This window comes from Streptomyces sp. DT190 (genome assembly GCF_049846985.1).
In the GTDB taxonomy this organism is placed as follows: domain Bacteria; phylum Actinomycetota; class Actinomycetes; order Streptomycetales; family Streptomycetaceae; genus Streptomyces.
In genome coordinates this window covers 22,749-38,985 of the sequence record NZ_JBNCNM010000029.1, presented here as the reverse complement: position 1 = coordinate 38,985, position 16,237 = coordinate 22,749, and the positions used below count along the sequence as shown (strand labels likewise).

13 protein-coding genes are annotated in these 16,237 nt (G+C 73.8%); 9 read left to right on the top strand and 4 right to left on the bottom strand.

All coding sequences use genetic code 11. The annotated features are described in order from the left end of the window. Positions 1-19 precede the first annotated feature (19 nt). Positions 20-595, top strand: a complete 576-nt coding sequence (locus tag ACPXCS_RS34995) for an adenylosuccinate lyase (protein WP_425951551.1) — start codon at positions 20-22, stop codon at positions 593-595. 28 nt (positions 596-623) lie between these two features. On the opposite strand, the gene ACPXCS_RS34990 is transcribed toward ACPXCS_RS34995, so the two are convergent. The 4 genes from ACPXCS_RS34990 to ACPXCS_RS34975 form a co-directional block, all read right to left on the bottom strand. Then, positions 624-1,121 (bottom strand): GNAT family N-acetyltransferase, encoded by a 498-nt coding sequence (locus ACPXCS_RS34990; RefSeq protein ID WP_425951609.1) that lies wholly within the window; start codon positions 1,119-1,121, stop codon positions 624-626. Between the two features lie 20 nt (positions 1,122-1,141). Then, the gene (locus ACPXCS_RS34985) at positions 1,142-1,540 is read right to left on the bottom strand and encodes a RidA family protein (RefSeq protein WP_425951550.1); all 399 of its coding nucleotides are present in this window, start codon (positions 1,538-1,540) and stop codon (positions 1,142-1,144) included. Positions 1,541-1,601: 61 nt separating this feature from the next. Then, complete coding sequence (locus ACPXCS_RS34980; protein WP_425951549.1) at positions 1,602-3,194, bottom strand: alpha/beta hydrolase; 1,593 nt, start codon at positions 3,192-3,194, stop codon at positions 1,602-1,604. Between the two features lie 137 nt (positions 3,195-3,331). Further along, complete coding sequence (locus tag ACPXCS_RS34975) at positions 3,332-4,372, bottom strand: Rv2578c family radical SAM protein (RefSeq protein ID WP_425951548.1); 1,041 nt, start codon at positions 4,370-4,372, stop codon at positions 3,332-3,334. Positions 4,373-4,542: 170 nt separating this feature from the next. Here ACPXCS_RS34975 and ACPXCS_RS34970 point away from each other — a divergent pair, with 170 nt between their 5' ends. The 8 genes from ACPXCS_RS34970 to ACPXCS_RS34935 all read left to right on the top strand — a co-directional run bounded on the left by ACPXCS_RS34970 (position 4,543) and on the right by ACPXCS_RS34935 (position 16,119). Next, entirely contained in the window at positions 4,543-4,986 is a 444-nt protein-coding gene (locus ACPXCS_RS34970) for an SRPBCC family protein (RefSeq protein WP_425951547.1), read from the top strand. A gap of 159 nt (positions 4,987-5,145) precedes the next feature. After that, entirely contained in the window at positions 5,146-7,536 is a 2,391-nt protein-coding gene (locus ACPXCS_RS34965; RefSeq protein WP_425951546.1) for an MFS transporter, read from the top strand. 143 nt (positions 7,537-7,679) lie between these two features. Then, positions 7,680-10,118 (top strand): SpoIIE family protein phosphatase, encoded by a 2,439-nt coding sequence (locus tag ACPXCS_RS34960; RefSeq protein ID WP_425951545.1) that lies wholly within the window; start codon positions 7,680-7,682, stop codon positions 10,116-10,118. A gap of 124 nt (positions 10,119-10,242) precedes the next feature. Next, positions 10,243-10,968, top strand: coding sequence for a class I SAM-dependent methyltransferase (locus tag ACPXCS_RS34955; RefSeq protein WP_425951544.1), 726 nt, complete (start codon positions 10,243-10,245; stop codon positions 10,966-10,968). Positions 10,969-11,081: 113 nt separating this feature from the next. Beyond that, positions 11,082-11,915, top strand: coding sequence for a M55 family metallopeptidase (locus ACPXCS_RS34950; RefSeq protein WP_425951543.1), 834 nt, complete (start codon positions 11,082-11,084; stop codon positions 11,913-11,915). Next, a complete protein-coding gene (locus ACPXCS_RS34945; RefSeq protein ID WP_425951542.1) occupies positions 11,908-13,221 on the top strand; it encodes a M20/M25/M40 family metallo-hydrolase in 1,314 nt (437 codons plus the stop codon). Before ACPXCS_RS34950 ends, ACPXCS_RS34945 begins: the two co-directional genes overlap by 8 nt. Positions 13,222-13,237: 16 nt before the next feature. After that, positions 13,238-15,190: a prolyl oligopeptidase family serine peptidase gene (locus tag ACPXCS_RS34940; protein ID WP_425951541.1), complete on the top strand. Its 1,953-nt coding sequence runs from the start codon at positions 13,238-13,240 to the stop codon at positions 15,188-15,190. Further along, complete coding sequence (locus ACPXCS_RS34935) at positions 15,187-16,119, top strand: S66 peptidase family protein (protein ID WP_425951540.1); 933 nt, start codon at positions 15,187-15,189, stop codon at positions 16,117-16,119. Before ACPXCS_RS34940 ends, ACPXCS_RS34935 begins: the two co-directional genes overlap by 4 nt. Positions 16,120-16,237: the final 118 nt, after the last annotated feature.

Here is a 16,237-nt window from a genome sequence, read left to right as displayed (position 1 = left end):
GCGTCCTAACCTCGGTGTCATGGACGAAGAGTTGCGATCACTCACGGAGCGCTTACGGCAGGAGTCGGGGGCGCCGCCCGCCTTCGAGCGGCTCGTGGCGACCGACGACCTCGACGCCCTGGCGGGGGTGCTGACCGAGCCCCGGCAGCCGCTGTGGGCGCGGGAGCTCGCGGCGTTCCGGCTGGGTCTCGCGGGGGACCGGCGGGCCTTCGAGTCCCTGGTGCTGCTGCTCAACCACCGTGATCCGCCGCGCTGCGCCTCCGCCGCGTACGCCCTCGCCCGCCTCGGCGACCCGCGCACCGCCCGCGCGGCCGCCGCCCTCGCCACCAACGAACTGCGGGTCGCCTACGCCCTGCACCCGGTCCGCCTGCTGGTCGAGCTGCGCGCCCCGGAGGCCGTGCCCGCGCTGATCACCACCCTGCGGCGCCGGCTGCGCCCGCACGATCCCTACCGCCGCGTGGCTCTCGCCTGCGTGGACGGACTGGGCGCGCTGGGGGACGGCCGGGCCGGACCCGTGCTGAACGAGGCACTGGCGCACCCGGCGCTGGCGGAGGCGGCGGTCCGGGCCCTGGGGCGGATCCCCAAGCAGCGGTGAGGCCACGGCGTCCCGGGCGGCGGTGAGGTCACAGCGCTCTGGCGTAGCGCACCTCGGGCACCGTGACGCCGTCCACCTCGAAGGGCTCCCGCGCGCCGTCCGGCCGGAAACCGGCCCGTTCGTAGAAGCGGCGGGCCCGGGCGTTGGCCGCGAGCACCCACAGCAGGAGGCGGTCGTGGCCCGCGGCGGAGCAGCGCCGGACGGTCTCCGCGAGCAGCGCCCGGCCCGCGCCCTGGCCGACGTGGTCCGGGTGGGCGTAGAGGGCGTACAACTCGCCCTGCGCGATGCGCACTTCGCCCTCCCGGTACGGGCCGTGGCAGGCCCAGCCGACGACCCTGCCGCCCGCGTCCTCGGCGACCAGGTCCACCACCGCGTCGTCGGGCCGCGTGAGATACCCGCGGCGCCGCTCGGCGTCCTGCGCGACATCGAGCCCGTCGAGGTACGACTGCGGGATCATGCCCCGGTACGCGCGCTGCCAGCCGCGGACGCGGATCTCCGCGACCCGGTCGCAGTCGGCGAGGGTCATCTCCCGTATCCGCAGGCCCGTCACGCGGACACCACCGCGAAGGCCTCGATCTCCATCAGGCACTCGGGGCGGACCAGAGCGGCGACCTGCACCGCCGAAGCGGCGGGCAGTGCCTCGTCGGAGATGTGCGCGGCCCGGGCGGCGCGGATCGCCGGCATGTGGGCCATGTCCGTGACGAAGTAGGAGAGTTTGACGACGTCGTCGAAGGTCGCCCCGGCGGCGGCGAGGCACCGCCGGAGGTTCTCGAACACCTGGCGGGCCTGCGCCGCCGGGTCGCCCTCGCCGACCGGCCGGCCCCGCTCGTCGAGCGGGAGCTGACCGGCGACCGCCACGAAACGGCCCGTGCCCAGGACCACATGGCTGTACTGCGCCGCGGGGGCGACTCCGGCGGGGGCGGGGATCCTCGTCAGTCCACTCATGGGTCCATGGTGGACCACGGAACCGACGGAGCCCGCCCCCGGCGGACACACCGGCGCGGGCTCAGCCGCGGAAGCCGAGCAGACCGTGCAGCGTCGAGCCCTTGGCGGAGGGCGACCCGGCCTTCGCCGAGGCCGCCTGCTGCGCGGCCGGCTCCGGGTCCGGCAGCGCCTCGCACACCGCGTCCGCGGTGCCGTACCCGCGGGGCACGGTGCCGTCGGTCAGATAGGCCGTCAGATGCTCGTCCAGGCAGGCGTTCCCGCTCAGCGTGATGCCGTGGTTGCCGCCGCCCTCCTCCACGACCAGGCTGGAGCGGGCCAGCAGACGGTGGGCCGTCACGGCGCCCTCGTACGGGGTGGCCGCGTCGCCGGTCGCCTGGAACAGCAGGACCGGCGGCAGCTTGCCGTTGGCGACGTTCACCGGCCGCAGGGAGCCGGTCGGCCAGAACGCACAGGGCGCGTTGTACCAGGCGTTGTTCCAGGTCATGAACGGTGCCTTCGCGTACACCGCCCAGTTGTCCTCGCGCCACTGCCGCCAGTCGCGCGGCCAGCCGGCGTCCCGGCACTGCACCGAGGTGTAGACGCTGTAGCCGTTGTCACCGGAGGCGTCGACCGCGCCGAAGTCCTCGTACGCCTGCACCAGCGGCTCGGGGTCCTTGCCGTTGACGTACGCCGCGAAGGCCTCGGCGAGGGCCGGCCAGTAGCCGTTGTAGTAGCCGCCCGGCAGGAAGGTGTCCTCCAGCTCCGAGGCCCCCACCGTGCCGCCCGCCGGACTCTTGGCCAGGGCTGACCGCATCGCGTACCACCGGGCCTCGACCTTCTCCGGATCGGTGCCCAGCCGGTACGCCGAGTCGTGCCGGGCGACCCAGGCGAGGAAGGCGCGGTGGCGGTCGTTGAAGGCCAGGTCCTGGTTGAGGTTGGCCTCGTACCAGACGTCGGTCGGGTCGACCACGGAGTCCAGCACCAGCCGCCGGACCCGCTCGGGGAAGAACTTGGCGTAGACCGCGCCCAGGTAGGTGCCGTACGAGTAGCCGAAGTAGTTGATCTTCTCGGCGCCCAGGGCCCGCCGGACGGCGTCCATGTCGCGCACGGCGCTGGTGGTGTCGATGTACGGCAGCAGGTCCCCGTACTTCCTGCCGCAGGCGGCGGCGAAGGACTTGGCGCGGTCGAGGTTGGCCTTCTCGATCGCGGGCGAGGTCGGCAGGGAGTTCGGGCGGACCGGGGCGAAGTGGCCCGGCCGGCAGTCCAGCGCGGGCTTGCTCGCCCCCACGCCGCGCGGGTCGAAGCCGATGACGTCGTACTGGGCCGCGACCTTCTTCGGCAGCGCGGACGCGACGAAGCCGGCGAGCGTCAGGCCGCTGCCGCCGGGACCGCCCGGGTTGACCAGGAGCGGGCCCTGGTAGGTCTTGGCGGTGTGCGGGACGCGGGACAGGGCGAGGGTGATCTGCCGGCCCTGCGGCCTGCGGTGGTCCAGCGGCACCTTCAGGGACGCGCACAGCAGCGTCGGGTAGTTCTCGGTGGCGCAGCTCTTCCAGGCGAGCTGCGCGGAGTGCGCGGGGCCGGCGGCGACCGGGGCGCTCGCTTCGGCGGGTACGGCCGTGAAGGTCCCGGCCATGACGACGGCGGCACCGCACAGCGCGGCTGCGCGTTTTCTCATGGAGTCCTCCCAGGACGGCGGGATGGAGGCCCGCGAGGGTCGCCGTCCTCGCGGCATCGTCCCGGAAAGCGGTCCCGGAAGAACTCATTCCGTCAAACTCATGACCCAATTGGATCTTCGGATGCGCTCGTATGCTCCTAAAGAAGCGAAAGTTGGGTGGGCCCGGACACGGGCGGTTCCGCCGCGGGCTCGGAGGGCCGGATCCGCCGCGGCGGCTGCGCGCGCGTGGGTCCGATGCCGTACTCCTCGGCCAGCTCGTGCACCTGGCGGGTGATCCGGCGCTGGTACCACTTCGGCGCGTAGGACCCGTCCGCGTACAGCCGCTCGTAGCGCGGCACCAGGTACGGGTGGTGCTTCCCCAGCCAGGTCATGAACCACTCGCGGGCGCCGGGCCGCAGGTGCAGCACCAGCGGGGTGACGGACGTGGCCCCGGAGGCGGCTATGGCCCGTACCGTCTCGCGGAGTTGGGCCGGCCGGTCGCCAAGGAACGGGATGACCGGCGCCATCAGCACCCCGCAGTCGATGCCGTGCTCGGCGAAGGCCCGCACGACCTCCAGGCGCCGCTCCGGCGCGGGCGTGCCCGGCTCGACGGTGCGCCACAGCTCCTGGTCGGTGAAGCCGACCGAGACGGAGATGCCCACGTCGGTCACCTCGGCCGCCTGCCGGATCAGGTCCAGGTCGCGCAGGATCAGCGTGCCCTTGGTCAGGATCGAGAAGGGGTTGGCGCGGTCGCGCAGGGCCGTGATGATGCCCGGCATCAGCCGGTAGCGGCCCTCGGCGCGCTGGTAGCAGTCGACGTTCGTGCCCATGGCGATGTGCTCGCCCCGCCAGCGGTGCGAGGCCAGCTGGCGGCGCAGCAGCTCCGGTGCGTTGATCTTGACGACGATCTGGCTGTCGAAGCCGAGGCCCGTGTCGAGGTCGAGGTAGCTGTGCGTCTTGCGGGCGAAGCAGTACACGCACGCGTGCGAGCAGCCCCGGTAGGGGTTCACCGTCCACTGGAACGACATCCGGGAGACCGCCGGCACCCGGTTGATGACCGACCGGGCCCGTATCTCGTGGAAGGTGATCCCGCGGAACTCCGGCGTGTCGAAGGTGCGGGTCGTCACCGCGTCCGCGCCGAACAGCGCGGCGTCGGCCCGGCTGTGTTCGGAGTCCACGGTGAGGTTCTCCCAGCGCATGACGCCTCCTCGGTAGCACTGACCACAGAATAGAACACATGTTCCCTTGATCGTGCGAGTGTCTTTTCCGAACGTGTTCGACCGGGTTGGACGCCCCCGATTTGGGGGGCCGGGCAGCGGGGTGGTTGGCTTGCCCCGACCCCCGAGCAACCAGGTCCTGGAGGAAAGCGATGGCGCAGGTCGAGGCCACTACGGAGCGGATCGTCGCGGCGGACGCGGAGACGGTGTTCGACGCCCTCGCCGACTACAGCGGTACGCGTGCGAAGCTGATGCCCGAGCAGTTCAGCGAGTACGAGGTCCGCGAGGGCGGCGACGGCGAGGGCACCCTCGTCCACTGGAAGCTCCAGGCCACCAGCAAGCGGGTGCGCGACTGCCTCCTGGAGGTCACCGAGCCCACCGACGGGGAGCTGGTCGAGAAGGACCGCAACTCCTCCATGGTGACCACCTGGCGTGTCACCCCGGCCGGGGAGGGCAAGGCCCGGGTCGTGGTGACCACCACCTGGACCGGCGCCGGCGGCATCGGCGGCTTCTTCGAGAGGACCTTCGCGCCCAAGGGCCTCGCCCGGATCCACGACGCGCTGCTCGCCCGGCTCGCGGCCGAGGTCGAGAAGTAGTCCCGGGGCCCAAGCCCCAAGCGGGGCGCGGGTGTTGTGCCCCTCACCGGTTCGGGTGATCTCCGTACCGCTCTGCCTTATGCCGTAACTCGTCGCGCTTGCTCATAGTTGTCGCTTTTACGCGGGAATTGTGCGGCAGCGCGACGAGGGGAGCGGTGAGTGGGCGGGATCACTCTGGCGCAGGACGAACCGGCGGTGGCATCCCCCGACACCCCCGCCCCACCACCGTCCCCGGCCGCCGGACTCAGCCCGCGCCGGGTGCGGTTGATCTTCCTGGCGCTCATGCTCGCCCTGCTCCTGGCGGCCCTGGAGCAGATGATCGTCGCCACGGCCCTGCCGAAGATCGTCGGCGAACTGCACGGCCTGGACCGGATGTCCTGGGCGATCACCGCCTACCTGCTCACGTCCACGGTCGGCCTGCCGATCTACGGCAAGCTCGGCGACCTGCTGGGCCGCAAGGGCGTCTTCCAGTTCGCCATCGTCGTCTTCGTGGCCGGCTCCGCGCTCGCGGGCAAGGCGCAGACCATGGACCAGCTGATCGCCTTCCGCGCCCTGCAGGGCGTCGGCGCGGGCGGCCTCATGATCGGCGTGCAGGCGATCATCGCCGACATCGTGCCGCCCCGGCAGCGCGGCCGCCACATGGGCCTGATCGGCGCCGCCTTCGGCCTCGCCTCGGTGGCCGGGCCCCTGCTCGGCGGCTACTTCACCGACCACCTCGGCTGGCGCTGGTGCTTCTACGTCAACGTGCCCTTCGGCCTGCTCACGCTCGTCGTCGTCGCGTTCGCGCTCAAGCTGCCCAAACCGGCCGCCAGGGGCCGGCTGGACGTCCTCGGCGCACTGCTGCTCACCGCCGCCTCCACCTGCCTGGTCCTGCTGACCGGCTGGGGCGGCACCGAGCACGCCTGGAACTCGCGCGTGATCCTCGGCCTCGGGGCCGCAGCGGTGGTGTCCACCGTCCTGTTCCTCGTCGCCGAGCGCTTCGCCGCCGAACCCCTCATCCCGCTGCGGCTGTTCCGGGACCCGGTCTTCAACGTCACGGGCCTGATCGGCCTGGTGGTGGGCGCCGGGCTGTTCGGCGCCGCCAGCTACCTGCCGACGTACCTGCAGATGGTCGACGGGGCCACCGCCACCGAGTCGGGCCTGCTCATGCTCCCGATGATGGGCGGCATCGTCGGCGCCTCGATCATCGCCGGGCAGCTCATCAGCCACACCGGCCGCTACAAGGCCTACCCGATCCTCGGCGGCGCTCTGTCCGTCGCCGGCATGTGGCTGCTGTCCCGCCTGGAGGCCGGCACACCCCGGCTGCACTACAGCATCTGGATGGCCGTCCTCGGCGCCGGCATCGGCATGGTGATGCCGGTGCTGGTCCTCGCCGTGCAGAACGCGGTCCGCCCCGCCGACCTCGGCACCGCCACCAGCGCCGGCAACTACTTCCGGCAGATCGGCGGCAGCGTCGGAGCCGCCGTCTTCGGCACCCTCCTCGCCGACCGGCTCGCCGGCGCCCTGGCCGACCGGCTGCCCCCGCGCGCGGGCGGCGGGCTGCCCGACCCCGAGTCCGTCACACCGCAGCTCGTGCACAGCCTGCCCCCGGCCCTGCGCGACGGCTACATCCGGGCGTACGCCGACGCCATGCCGCGGATCTTCCTCTACCTGGTGCCGGTACTGGTCCTCGGACTGGTCCTCGCCCTCTTCCTCAAGGAGAAACCCCTGGTGTCCCACAACGCCCCCGTCACCGACCCGGACACGGCCCCGGGGACCGTCCCCGTTCCGCAGGCGCGCGGCGCGTACACCGCGGGCGTCCCCGTCTGCGGCTCGGTGCAGCACCACGACGGGTCCGTCGTGCCCCGCGCGGCCCTCACGCTGATCGACGTCACCGGACAGCAGACCGGGCGCGGGGCCAGCGGCGAGGACGGCCGCTACGCCCTGGCCACGCCGGGCCCGGGCTCGTACGTGCTGATCGCGGCCGCCGGCGGGCACCAGCCGCAGGCGGTCTCCGTGACCGTCGGCGAGCGCCCCGTCGAGCTCGACATCGTCCTCGGCGGCGCCGGGAACCTCGTCGGCAGCGTCGTCACCGCCGACGGCACGCCCGTGCGGGACGCCACCGTCACGCTCACCAACGTGCACGGCGAGGTCGTGGCCACCACCCGCAGCGGCCGGGAGGGCGGCTACGTCATCACCGAGCTGGTCGCCGGCGAGTACACCCTCGCCGCCAGCGCCCCCGCCTTCCGCCCGGCCGCGCTCCCGGTCACCGTCCAGGCCGCCCGCGAGACCCGCCGCGACATCGAGCTGGCCGGCGGCGCCGTCCTGCGCGGCACCGTCCGGGCCGGGGGCGGGCGGCCCGTGGAGGACGCCCGCGTGACCCTGCTCGACGTGGCGGGCAACGTCGTCGACACCCTCACCACCGGCCCCGACGGCACGTTCCGTTTCGTCGACCTGTCCTCCGGCGAGTACACCGTCATCGCCGCCGGCTACCCGCCCGTCGCCACCGTGCTCCAGGTCGCCGGAGGGGGGCGGACCGAGCGGGACCTGCAACTGGGGCACGAGGACTGAACCCGCACGGCGCGCGGGGTCGCACGCCGGTGCGCACCCCGCGCGAGCAATTCGCGCATTGCCGCACATCGCCGGTGACCGTCGCCGTACGGTGGTGACGCCGGCACAGATCTTGCGGATCCGTGGGGAGAGAGGGCCTGGCCATGGACCGTGGCAGCGAGAGGCAGACGCCGCCCCGCCCGGATGCCGGGCACGGCGCCGCGGCGGACCCCGCCGAGCCGGGACGCGTCCCCCTGGCCGTGGTCGTCGTCGACCGCGCGGGCCTCGTGTCGCACTGGAGCCGGGGCGCACGCCGCCTGTTCGGCGTCCCCAAGGAAGAGGCCATCGGCCGAACGGCCCTCGACCTGCTCCCCGTCTCCGGCGCCCTGGCCGAGGGACGGGACCCCGCCCCGCACGCCGACGACGGCCTCGGACCCGACCTCGAATCCTCCCTGGACGGCGGGCTCTCCTACCCCGCGGCGGGCCGCGCCCGTCTCGCCGTGCCCGGGCGGGAGCGGGCCGACGTCCTGTGGTGGGCCTACCCGCTGGTCGGCCCCGGACCCGAGCGGCTGCTCGTCCTCGCCGCCGACGCGGACGGGCTGCGCCCCGGCGACGGCACCTTCGAGCGGATCGCCCCCGGCTTCGCGCTGCACACCGACTTCCCCGGCGCGCAGGATCTCGCCCGCCGGCTGCCCGAGATCCTGCCCAGCATGAGCGTCGGCGAGAGCTCCCGCATCGTCGGGCAGATCCTCGAACTCGGCTATCCCGTCCTGGAGTTCAGCCAGAACGACCGGGTGCCCGTCACCCCCGACTGGGGTGTGGCCCGGCGCGCCGAACGCAAGGCGCGCCGGGAACGGGCCGCGCGGGCCCGGGCCCTGGGCGAGCCCGTGCCGGAGGAACTGCGCGACGAGGGCGAGGATCTGGAGTACGCCGCCGTCCGCGAACGCCTGGAGTTCCTCAACGAGGTCAGCGGCCGCATCGGCACCTCCCTGGACCTGTCCCGCACGATCGCCGAGGTCAGCCGGGCGGTCGTGCCGCGCTTCACGGACGTCGCGGGCACCTACCTGCGCGAACAGGTCGTCGCGGGCGAGGGGTTCGCCGAGGGCGTGCCCGACACCACCACCCTGTGGCACCGGGTCGCCGTCGAGCACACCGACGAACCCGGCCGCTGGGACGACGTCGTGCCGGTCGGCGAGGCCATGCCGTTCCCGGCGCACACGCCGTTCTTCCAGTGCATGACCACCGGCGAGCCCGTGCTCGTGCCGCGCATCAGCGAGGAGATGGGCCACGCCATCGCCGCGCAGTTCGAAAAGCGCGACATCCGGCCGCTCATCACGGGCCGCTCCATGCTGGTCGTGCCCCTGAAGGCACGCAACGTCGTCCTGGGCTTCATGATCCTGCTGCGCCACCCCGAGCGGCCCGTCTTCAACGACATGGACCGGGTCACCGGCGCCGAACTCGCCGCCCGCGCGGGCCTGGTGCTCGACAACGCGCGCATGTACACCTTCCAGGAGAACGTCGCCGAGACGCTCCAGGACAGCATGCTGCCGCACATCCCGCCCCGCATGGCGGGCTGCGACATCGCCACCCGCTATCTGCCGGGCACCCTGCTCGGCAGAGTCGGCGGCGACTGGTTCGACGCGGTGAAACTGCACGGCGGACGCACCGCGTTCGTCGTCGGGGACGTCATGGGCCACGGCCTGAACTCGGCCGCCATGATGGGCCAGCTGCGCACGGCCGTGCAGACGATGGCCGGACTCGACCTGCCGCCCGCGCAGCTGCTGCGCAACCTCGACGACCTCGCCCAGCGCCTCGGCGACACCTATCTCGCGACCTGCCTCTACGCCGTCTACGACCCCATCGCGAGCGAACTGCACCTCGCCAACGCCGGGCACATCCCGCCCGTGCTGGTCCGGGCCGAGGACGGCCGCAGCGAACTGCTCGACCTGCCCACGGGCGCGCCCATCGGCGTCGGCGGCGTGCCCTTCGAGGCGGTCCGGGTGCGCGTCGAGCCCGGCGACCGGCTGGTGATGTGCACCGACGGGCTGGTCGAGGTGCGCGGCGAGGACATCGGCGTGGGCCTGGCGACCCTGTGCGAGTCCGCCGCCCACCCGGCCGCTTCCATGGACGACGCCTGCGACACGATCATCCGCTCCCTCAACACGCGCGGCGGCCGCAAGGACGACGTGGCCCTGCTGATGGCCCGCCTCAACGGCATCGCACCGGACGACGTCGCCGAATGGCGCCTGGCCCTGGACCCGGCCGAGGCCGGCCGGGCCCGCACGGTGGTCCGCGAGCAACTGCACGACTGGGGCCTGGCCAAGCTGGCCGCGCCCGCCGAACTCCTGGTCAGCGAACTCGTCACCAACGCCGTGCGGCACTCCCACGCCCGGCCGGTCGTGCTGCGCCTGGTGCGCGGCGACACCCTGCTGTGCGAGGTGGACGACGACGACCACGAGCTGCCGACGCTGCTCAGCGCGAGCCCGCTGGAGGACCGGGGACGCGGACTGCGGGTCGTCAGCACCCTCGCCCGGGAGTGGGGGACCAGCCGCACCGGGACCGGCAAGACGGTCTGGTTCGAACTGACCCTGCCGCGCCGCTGACCGCCACCCGCGTCGAACGCGCGGTGAAGGAACGCGCCATGTCCTTGTGGCCGCGGCCGGGGCGCGGTACACCGTACTGGCCCGTCACTGAGGGCGGGATCGGTTCGCACCCCGGGGAGTGGGCATGAGCGTGACGAGTCGGTACCGGCAGTCCTGGGAGGGGTTCTGGCGGGAGGCGTCCGACGCACCGGGGGCGGTGCTGTGGGACGCGGAGCCGGCCCTGACCGTCGGCCCGCACCTGGCCCTGTTCGAACCGCACCTGGCCGATCCGGCGCTGCCGCTGGTGGACCTCGGCTGCGGCAACGGCACCCAGACCCGGTACCTCGCCGACCGCTTCCCGCGGGTCGTGGGCGCCGACCTGTCCGCCGCAGCCCTGGAGCACGCGCGCCGCGCCGATCCGGCGGGTCAGGCGGCGTACCGGCAGCTCGACGCGGCCGGGAAGGACGAGGTGCAGGCCCTGCACGCGGAGCTCGGCGACACCAACGTCTACGTGCGGGGCGTCTTGCACCAGTGCGATCCGGACGACCGGCAGGCCCTCGCCGACGGGATCGCCACGCTGGTCGGCGAGCGCGGCCGGGCGTTCCTCGTGGAGCTCTCCGGCGCCGCCAAGGCGGTGCTCATGGGCCTGGCGAGCGGCCCGGACGGCCCGCCGGCCAAACTGGCGACCATCCTGCGGAACGGCATCGCCCCCGGCGAGGTCGCCGACGAGGCCGTGCCCGCGTACCTGCGCTCCGCCGGGCTCACCGTCCTCGCGCACGGCGAACTGCCCCTGAAGACCACCGAGTACCGCCCCGACGGCACGCGCGTCGAGCTGCCGTCCCTCTGGCTGGTGGCGGGCCGCACCGGCTGACGCAGCCGCCTGCCGGCCGACCCGTCGGCCGGCAGGCGCCCACGTCGTAGCCGGTTCCGCCCGCAGCGCGTAACGTGACGAACCATGAAGATCTCCAGCCCGGGCGGCTCGTCATGAGAATCCTCATCAGCGCCGACATGGAGGGCGCCACCGGCGTCACGTGGCCGGACGACGTGATGCCCGGCGCGTCCCAGTGGGAGCGCTGCCGGTCGCTGTTCACCTCCGACGTCAACGCCGCCGTGCTCGGCTTCCACGACGGCGGCGCCGACGAGGTGCTCATCAACGAGGCCCACGCGACGATGCGCAACCTCCTGCTGGAGCAGCTGGACGACCGCGCCCAGCTGCTCACCGGGCGGCACAAGGCGCTGTCCATGGTGGAGGGCGTGCAGTACGGCGACGTCGACGGCGTCGCGTTCGTCGGCTACCACGCGGGCGCCGGCATGGAGGGCGTCCTGGCCCACACCTACCTGGCCAACTCCATCACCGGCGTCTGGCTGAACGACGTGCGGGCGAGCGAGGGGCTGCTCAACGCGCACGTCGCCGCCGAGTTCGGGGTGCCGGTCGTGCTGGTCACCGGGGACGACGTGGCCTGCGAGGACGCGCTCGGGTACGCGCCCGGGGCGCTGAAGGTCGCCGTGAAGGACCACGTCTCCCGGTACGCGGCGGTGTGCCGTACGCCCGCCCGGACCGCGGCCGACATCCGGGCCGCGGCCAAGGAGGCCGCCGCCCTCGCGGTGCGCCACGAACCCGTGCGCGGCGGCCCGTTCACCGTCGCCGTCGAGTTCGACGCGGAGCACCTGGCGATGGCCGCCACCGTCGTGCCCGGTGTGGACCGGATCGCGGAGCGGAAGGTGGCGTACACCAGCGCGACCATGTACGAGGGCATCCGCGCCTTCAAGGCGGTCACCACGATCGTCTCGGCCGCGGTGGAGGAGCAGTATGGCTGAGCAGACCGACCGGCAGGCGCTGGACGAGGTCGTGACGTTCACGTCCGACCTCATCCGCATCGACACCACCAACCGGGGCGGCGGCGACTGCCGGGAGCGGCCCGCCGCCGAGTACGCCGCCGCGCGGCTCGCCGAGGCCGGACTCGAACCGGTGCTCCTGGAGCGCACCGAGGGACGCACCAACGTCGTCGCCCGCGTCGAGGGCACCGATCCCTCTGCCGGCGCGCTGCTCCTGCACGGCCACCTCGACGTGGTGCCCGCCGCGGCCGCCGACTGGAGCGTGCACCCGTTCTCCGGGGAGATCCGCGACGGCGTCGTCTGGGGGCGCGGAGCGGTCGACATGAAGAACATGGACGCGATGATCCTGGCCGTGGTGCGCGCCTGGGCCCGGCAGGGCGTCCGGCCCCGCCGGGACGTCGTCGTCGCGTTCACCGCGGACGAGGAGGACAGCGCCGCTGACGGGGCCGGATTCCTCGCCGACCGGCACGCCGCGCTCTTCGAGGGCTGCACCGAGGCCGTCGGCGAGTCCGGCGCCTTCACCTTCCACGACGGCGACGGACGGCAGATCTACCCGATCGCGGCAGGGGAGCGCGGCACCGCCTGGCTCAGGCTCACCGCGCGCGGACGCGCCGGGCACGGCTCCAAGGTCAACCGGGACAACGCCGTGACCCGCCTGGCCGGTGCGATCGCCCGGATCGGCGCGCACGAGTGGCCGCTGCGCCTGACCCCGACCGTGCGCGCCGCGCTCACCGAACTCGCCGCCGTGTACGGCATCGAGGCCGACCTCACCGACGTCGACACCCTGCTGGACAAGCTCGGCCCGGCGGGCAGGCTCGTCGAGCCGACCCTGCGCAACAGCGCCAACCCGACCATGCTGGAGGCCGGGTACAAGGTCAACGTGATCCCCGGGCAGGCCGTGGCCCACGTCGACGGACGGTATCTGCCCGGCGGCGAGGAGGAGTTCCGCGCCACCCTCGACCGGCTCACCGGCCCGGACGTGGAGTGGGAGTTCCTCCACCGCGAGGTCGCCCTGGAGGCGCCGGTGGACTCGGCGACCTTCGCGCGGATGCGGGCCGCCGTCGAGGAGTTCGCCCCGGAGGGCCACGTCGTGCCGTTCACCATGTCGGGCGGCACGGACGCCAAGCAGTTCTCCCGCCTCGGCATCACCGGCTACGGCTTCACCCCGCTGAGGCTGCCCGTCGGCTACGACTACGCTGCCATGTTCCACGGCGTCGACGAACGGGTACCGGTCGAGGCGCTGCACTTCGGCGTCCGCGTCCTCGACCGGTTCCTGCGGACCGCCTGAACGAGTGGGGGAGACGGTGCGGACGCTGGCGTACGGGGCCTGGCCCTCGCCCATCGACGCGGCCCTGGCCGCCGCGCACGACGGGCACCCGGAGTACGTGGGCTTCGTCGGCGACGAGGTGTGGTGGACCGAACCGCGCCCCGCCGAGGGCGGCCGCCGCACCCTGGTCCGGCGGCACGCCGACGGCCGGGAGGAACCGCTGCTGCCCCCGCCGTGGAACGTACGCAGCCGTGTCATCGAGTACGGCGGGCACCCCTGGGCGGGCCTGCCGGGCGAGGACGGCCCGCTGGTGGCGTTCGTGAACTTCGCCGACCAGCGCCTCTACCGCTGCGGCCCGGGCGGTGAACCCACCCCGCTCACCCCTGTCTCCCCGGTGGGCGCCGGGCTGCGCTGGGCGGAGCCGCTGCTGCGGCCGGAGCACGGCGAGGTGTGGTGCGTGCTGGAGGAGTTCACCGGCGACGGGCCCACCGACGTGCGCCGCGTCCTGGCCGCCGTGCCGCTGGACGGATCCGCGGCCCAGGACCGCAGGGCCGTGCGCGAACTCACCGACGCCCGGCACCGGTTCGTGACCGGACCGAAGCTCTCGCCCGACGGCCGGCGGGCGGCCTGGCTCGCCTGGGACCATCCCCGCATGCCCTGGGACGGCACCGAACTGGTCGTCGCCGACGTCGCGGAGGACGGCACCCTGCGCGGCGCCCGGACCGTGGCCGGGGGGCCCGGGGAGGCGATCGCCCAGGCCGACTGGACCCACGACAACCGTCTGCTGCACGCGAGCGACCGCACCGGCTGGTGGAACCTCCACCTCGACGGGCAGCCGGTGTGCCCGCGCGAGGAGGAGTTCGCCGACGCGCTGTGGAAGCTGGGGTCGCGCTGGTTCGCGCCCCTGGAGAGCGGTCTCGTCGCCGTCGTCCACGGCCGGGGCGCCACCGCCCTCGGCGTCCTCGACCCCGAGACGGGCGAGGTCGTCGACGCGGCCGGCCCCTGGACCGAGTTCGCGCCCACCCTCGCGGCCCACGGCGAACGGGTCGTCGCCGTGGGAGCCAGCCCGCGCAGCGCCCACGAGGTCGTGGAGCTGAACACGCGCACCGGCCACGCGCGTGTGATCGGCGCCGAGCACGACGACGCCGTGGACCCCGCGTTCTACCCCGAGCCGCAGATCCGCACCTTCACCGGCCCCGACGGACGCGACGTCCACGCCCACATCTACCCGCCGCACCACCCCGCCTGCGTGGCCCCCGGCGACGAACTGCCGCCGTACGTCGTCTGGGCGCACGGCGGGCCCACCGGCCGCGCGCCGCTCGTCCTCGACCTGGAGATCGCCTACTTCACCTCGCGCGGCATCGGCGTCGCCGAGGTCAACTACGGCGGCTCCACCGGGTACGGCCGCGCCTACCGCGAGCGGCTGCGCGAGCAGTGGGGCGTGGTCGACGTCGAGGACTGCGCCGCCGTCGCCCTGGCCCTCGCCGACGAGGGCACCGCCGACCGCAGCCGGCTCGCCGTGCGCGGCGGCAGCGCGGGCGGCTGGACCGCGGCCGCCTCGCTCACCACGACCGACGTCTACGCCTGCGGCACCATCAAGTACCCCGTCCTCGACCTCACCGGCTGGGGCGCGGGGGAGACCCACGACTTCGAGTCGCTGTACCTGGAGAGCCTGATCGGCCCGCTCGCCGAGGTGCCCGCCCGGTACGCCGAGCGCTCGCCCGCCGCCCACGCCGACCGCCTGCGCGTGCCGTTCCTGCTGCTCCAGGGGCTGGACGACGTGATCTGCCCGCCCGCGCAGTGCGAGCGGTTCCTGGCCCGCCTGGCGGGCCGCAAGGTGCCGCACGCCTATCTCGCCTTCGAGGGGGAGGGCCACGGGTTCCGCAGGGCGGAGACCATGGTCCGCGCCCTGGAGGCCGAACTGTCGCTGTACGCCCAGGTGTTCCGGCTGGACCCGCTCGGCGTCCCCACCCTGGAGCTCACCCGGTGAACGCGCTGGTCCGGCCGCCCCGGCTCGCGCCCGGCGCCCGTGTGGCCGTCGTCGCCCCCAGCGGCCCGGTGCCCGAGGAACGGCTCCAGGCCGGGCTCGACGTGCTGCGCGGCTGGGACCTCGACCCCGTGGTGGCGCCGCACGCCCTCGGCCGCCACCGCGAGCTGGGCTACCTGTCGGGCACCGACCGGCAGCGGGCCGCCGACCTGCGGGACGCCTGGTGCGACCCGTCCGTCTCGGCGGTGCTGTGCGCCCGGGGCGGCTACGGCGCACAGCGCATGGTCGACCTGCTCGACTGGGACGCCATGCGGGCCGCGGGCCCGAAGATCTTCGCCGGGTTCAGCGACATCACCGTCCTGCACCAGGCCTTCGCCACCCGCCTGGGCCTGGTCACGCTGTACGGTCCGGCGGCGGCCGGCGTCGACTTCCTCAAGCACGCCCGGGCCCAGGAGCACCTGCGGGCCACCCTCTTCGAGCCCGAGTCCGTACGGACCCTCACGGCCGTGCCCCCGGGCCGTCCCGTGCTGGTGCCCGGCCGGGCCCGGGGCGTCACGCTGGGCGGCTGCCTCAGCCTGCTCGCGAGCGACCTCGGCACGCCGCACGCCCACGCGGGTGCCCGGGGCGGGCTGCTGCTGATGGAGGACGTCGGCGAGAGCCCTTACCGCATCGACCGGTACCTGACGCAACTCCTGCGCTCCGGCTGGCTGGACGGGGTGGCCGGGCTCCTGCTCGGCTCCTGGGAGACCTGCGGCCTCTACGAGGAACTGCGCCCGGTCCTCGCCGACCGGCTGGAGGGTCTCGGGGTGCCGGTCGTGGAGGAGTTCGGCTTCGGGCACGGCGCGGGCGCGCTGACCATGCCCTTCGGGGTCCTGGCCGAACTCGACGCCGACGCGGGCACGTTGACGCTCGACGAACCTGCCCTGAGCTGAGCGGGACCGCTGCTGAAAGGCCGTCAAGAAACCCTCGTTTCGGTGATTGACGCCTCCTGACACGTGTCACACCATGACTACCGACCGGTACCTACCGGTCGGTATCCCGCTTCGCCGC

Coding starts and splice junctions, on each gene's coding strand:
- ACPXCS_RS34995 (WP_425951551.1), top strand. CDS start 20: ATGGACGAAGAGTTGCGATCACTCACGGAGCGCTTACGGCAGGAGTCG.
- ACPXCS_RS34990 (WP_425951609.1), bottom strand. CDS start 1,121: ATGACCCTCGCCGACTGCGACCGGGTCGCGGAGATCCGCGTCCGCGGC.
- ACPXCS_RS34985 (WP_425951550.1), bottom strand. CDS start 1,540: ATGAGTGGACTGACGAGGATCCCCGCCCCCGCCGGAGTCGCCCCCGCG.
- ACPXCS_RS34980 (WP_425951549.1), bottom strand. CDS start 3,194: ATGAGAAAACGCGCAGCCGCGCTGTGCGGTGCCGCCGTCGTCATGGCC.
- ACPXCS_RS34975 (WP_425951548.1), bottom strand. CDS start 4,372: ATGCGCTGGGAGAACCTCACCGTGGACTCCGAACACAGCCGGGCCGAC.
- ACPXCS_RS34970 (WP_425951547.1), top strand. CDS start 4,543: ATGGCGCAGGTCGAGGCCACTACGGAGCGGATCGTCGCGGCGGACGCG.
- ACPXCS_RS34960 (WP_425951545.1), top strand. CDS start 7,680: ATGGACCGTGGCAGCGAGAGGCAGACGCCGCCCCGCCCGGATGCCGGG.
- ACPXCS_RS34955 (WP_425951544.1), top strand. CDS start 10,243: ATGAGCGTGACGAGTCGGTACCGGCAGTCCTGGGAGGGGTTCTGGCGG.
- ACPXCS_RS34950 (WP_425951543.1), top strand. CDS start 11,082: ATGAGAATCCTCATCAGCGCCGACATGGAGGGCGCCACCGGCGTCACG.
- ACPXCS_RS34945 (WP_425951542.1), top strand. CDS start 11,908: ATGGCTGAGCAGACCGACCGGCAGGCGCTGGACGAGGTCGTGACGTTC.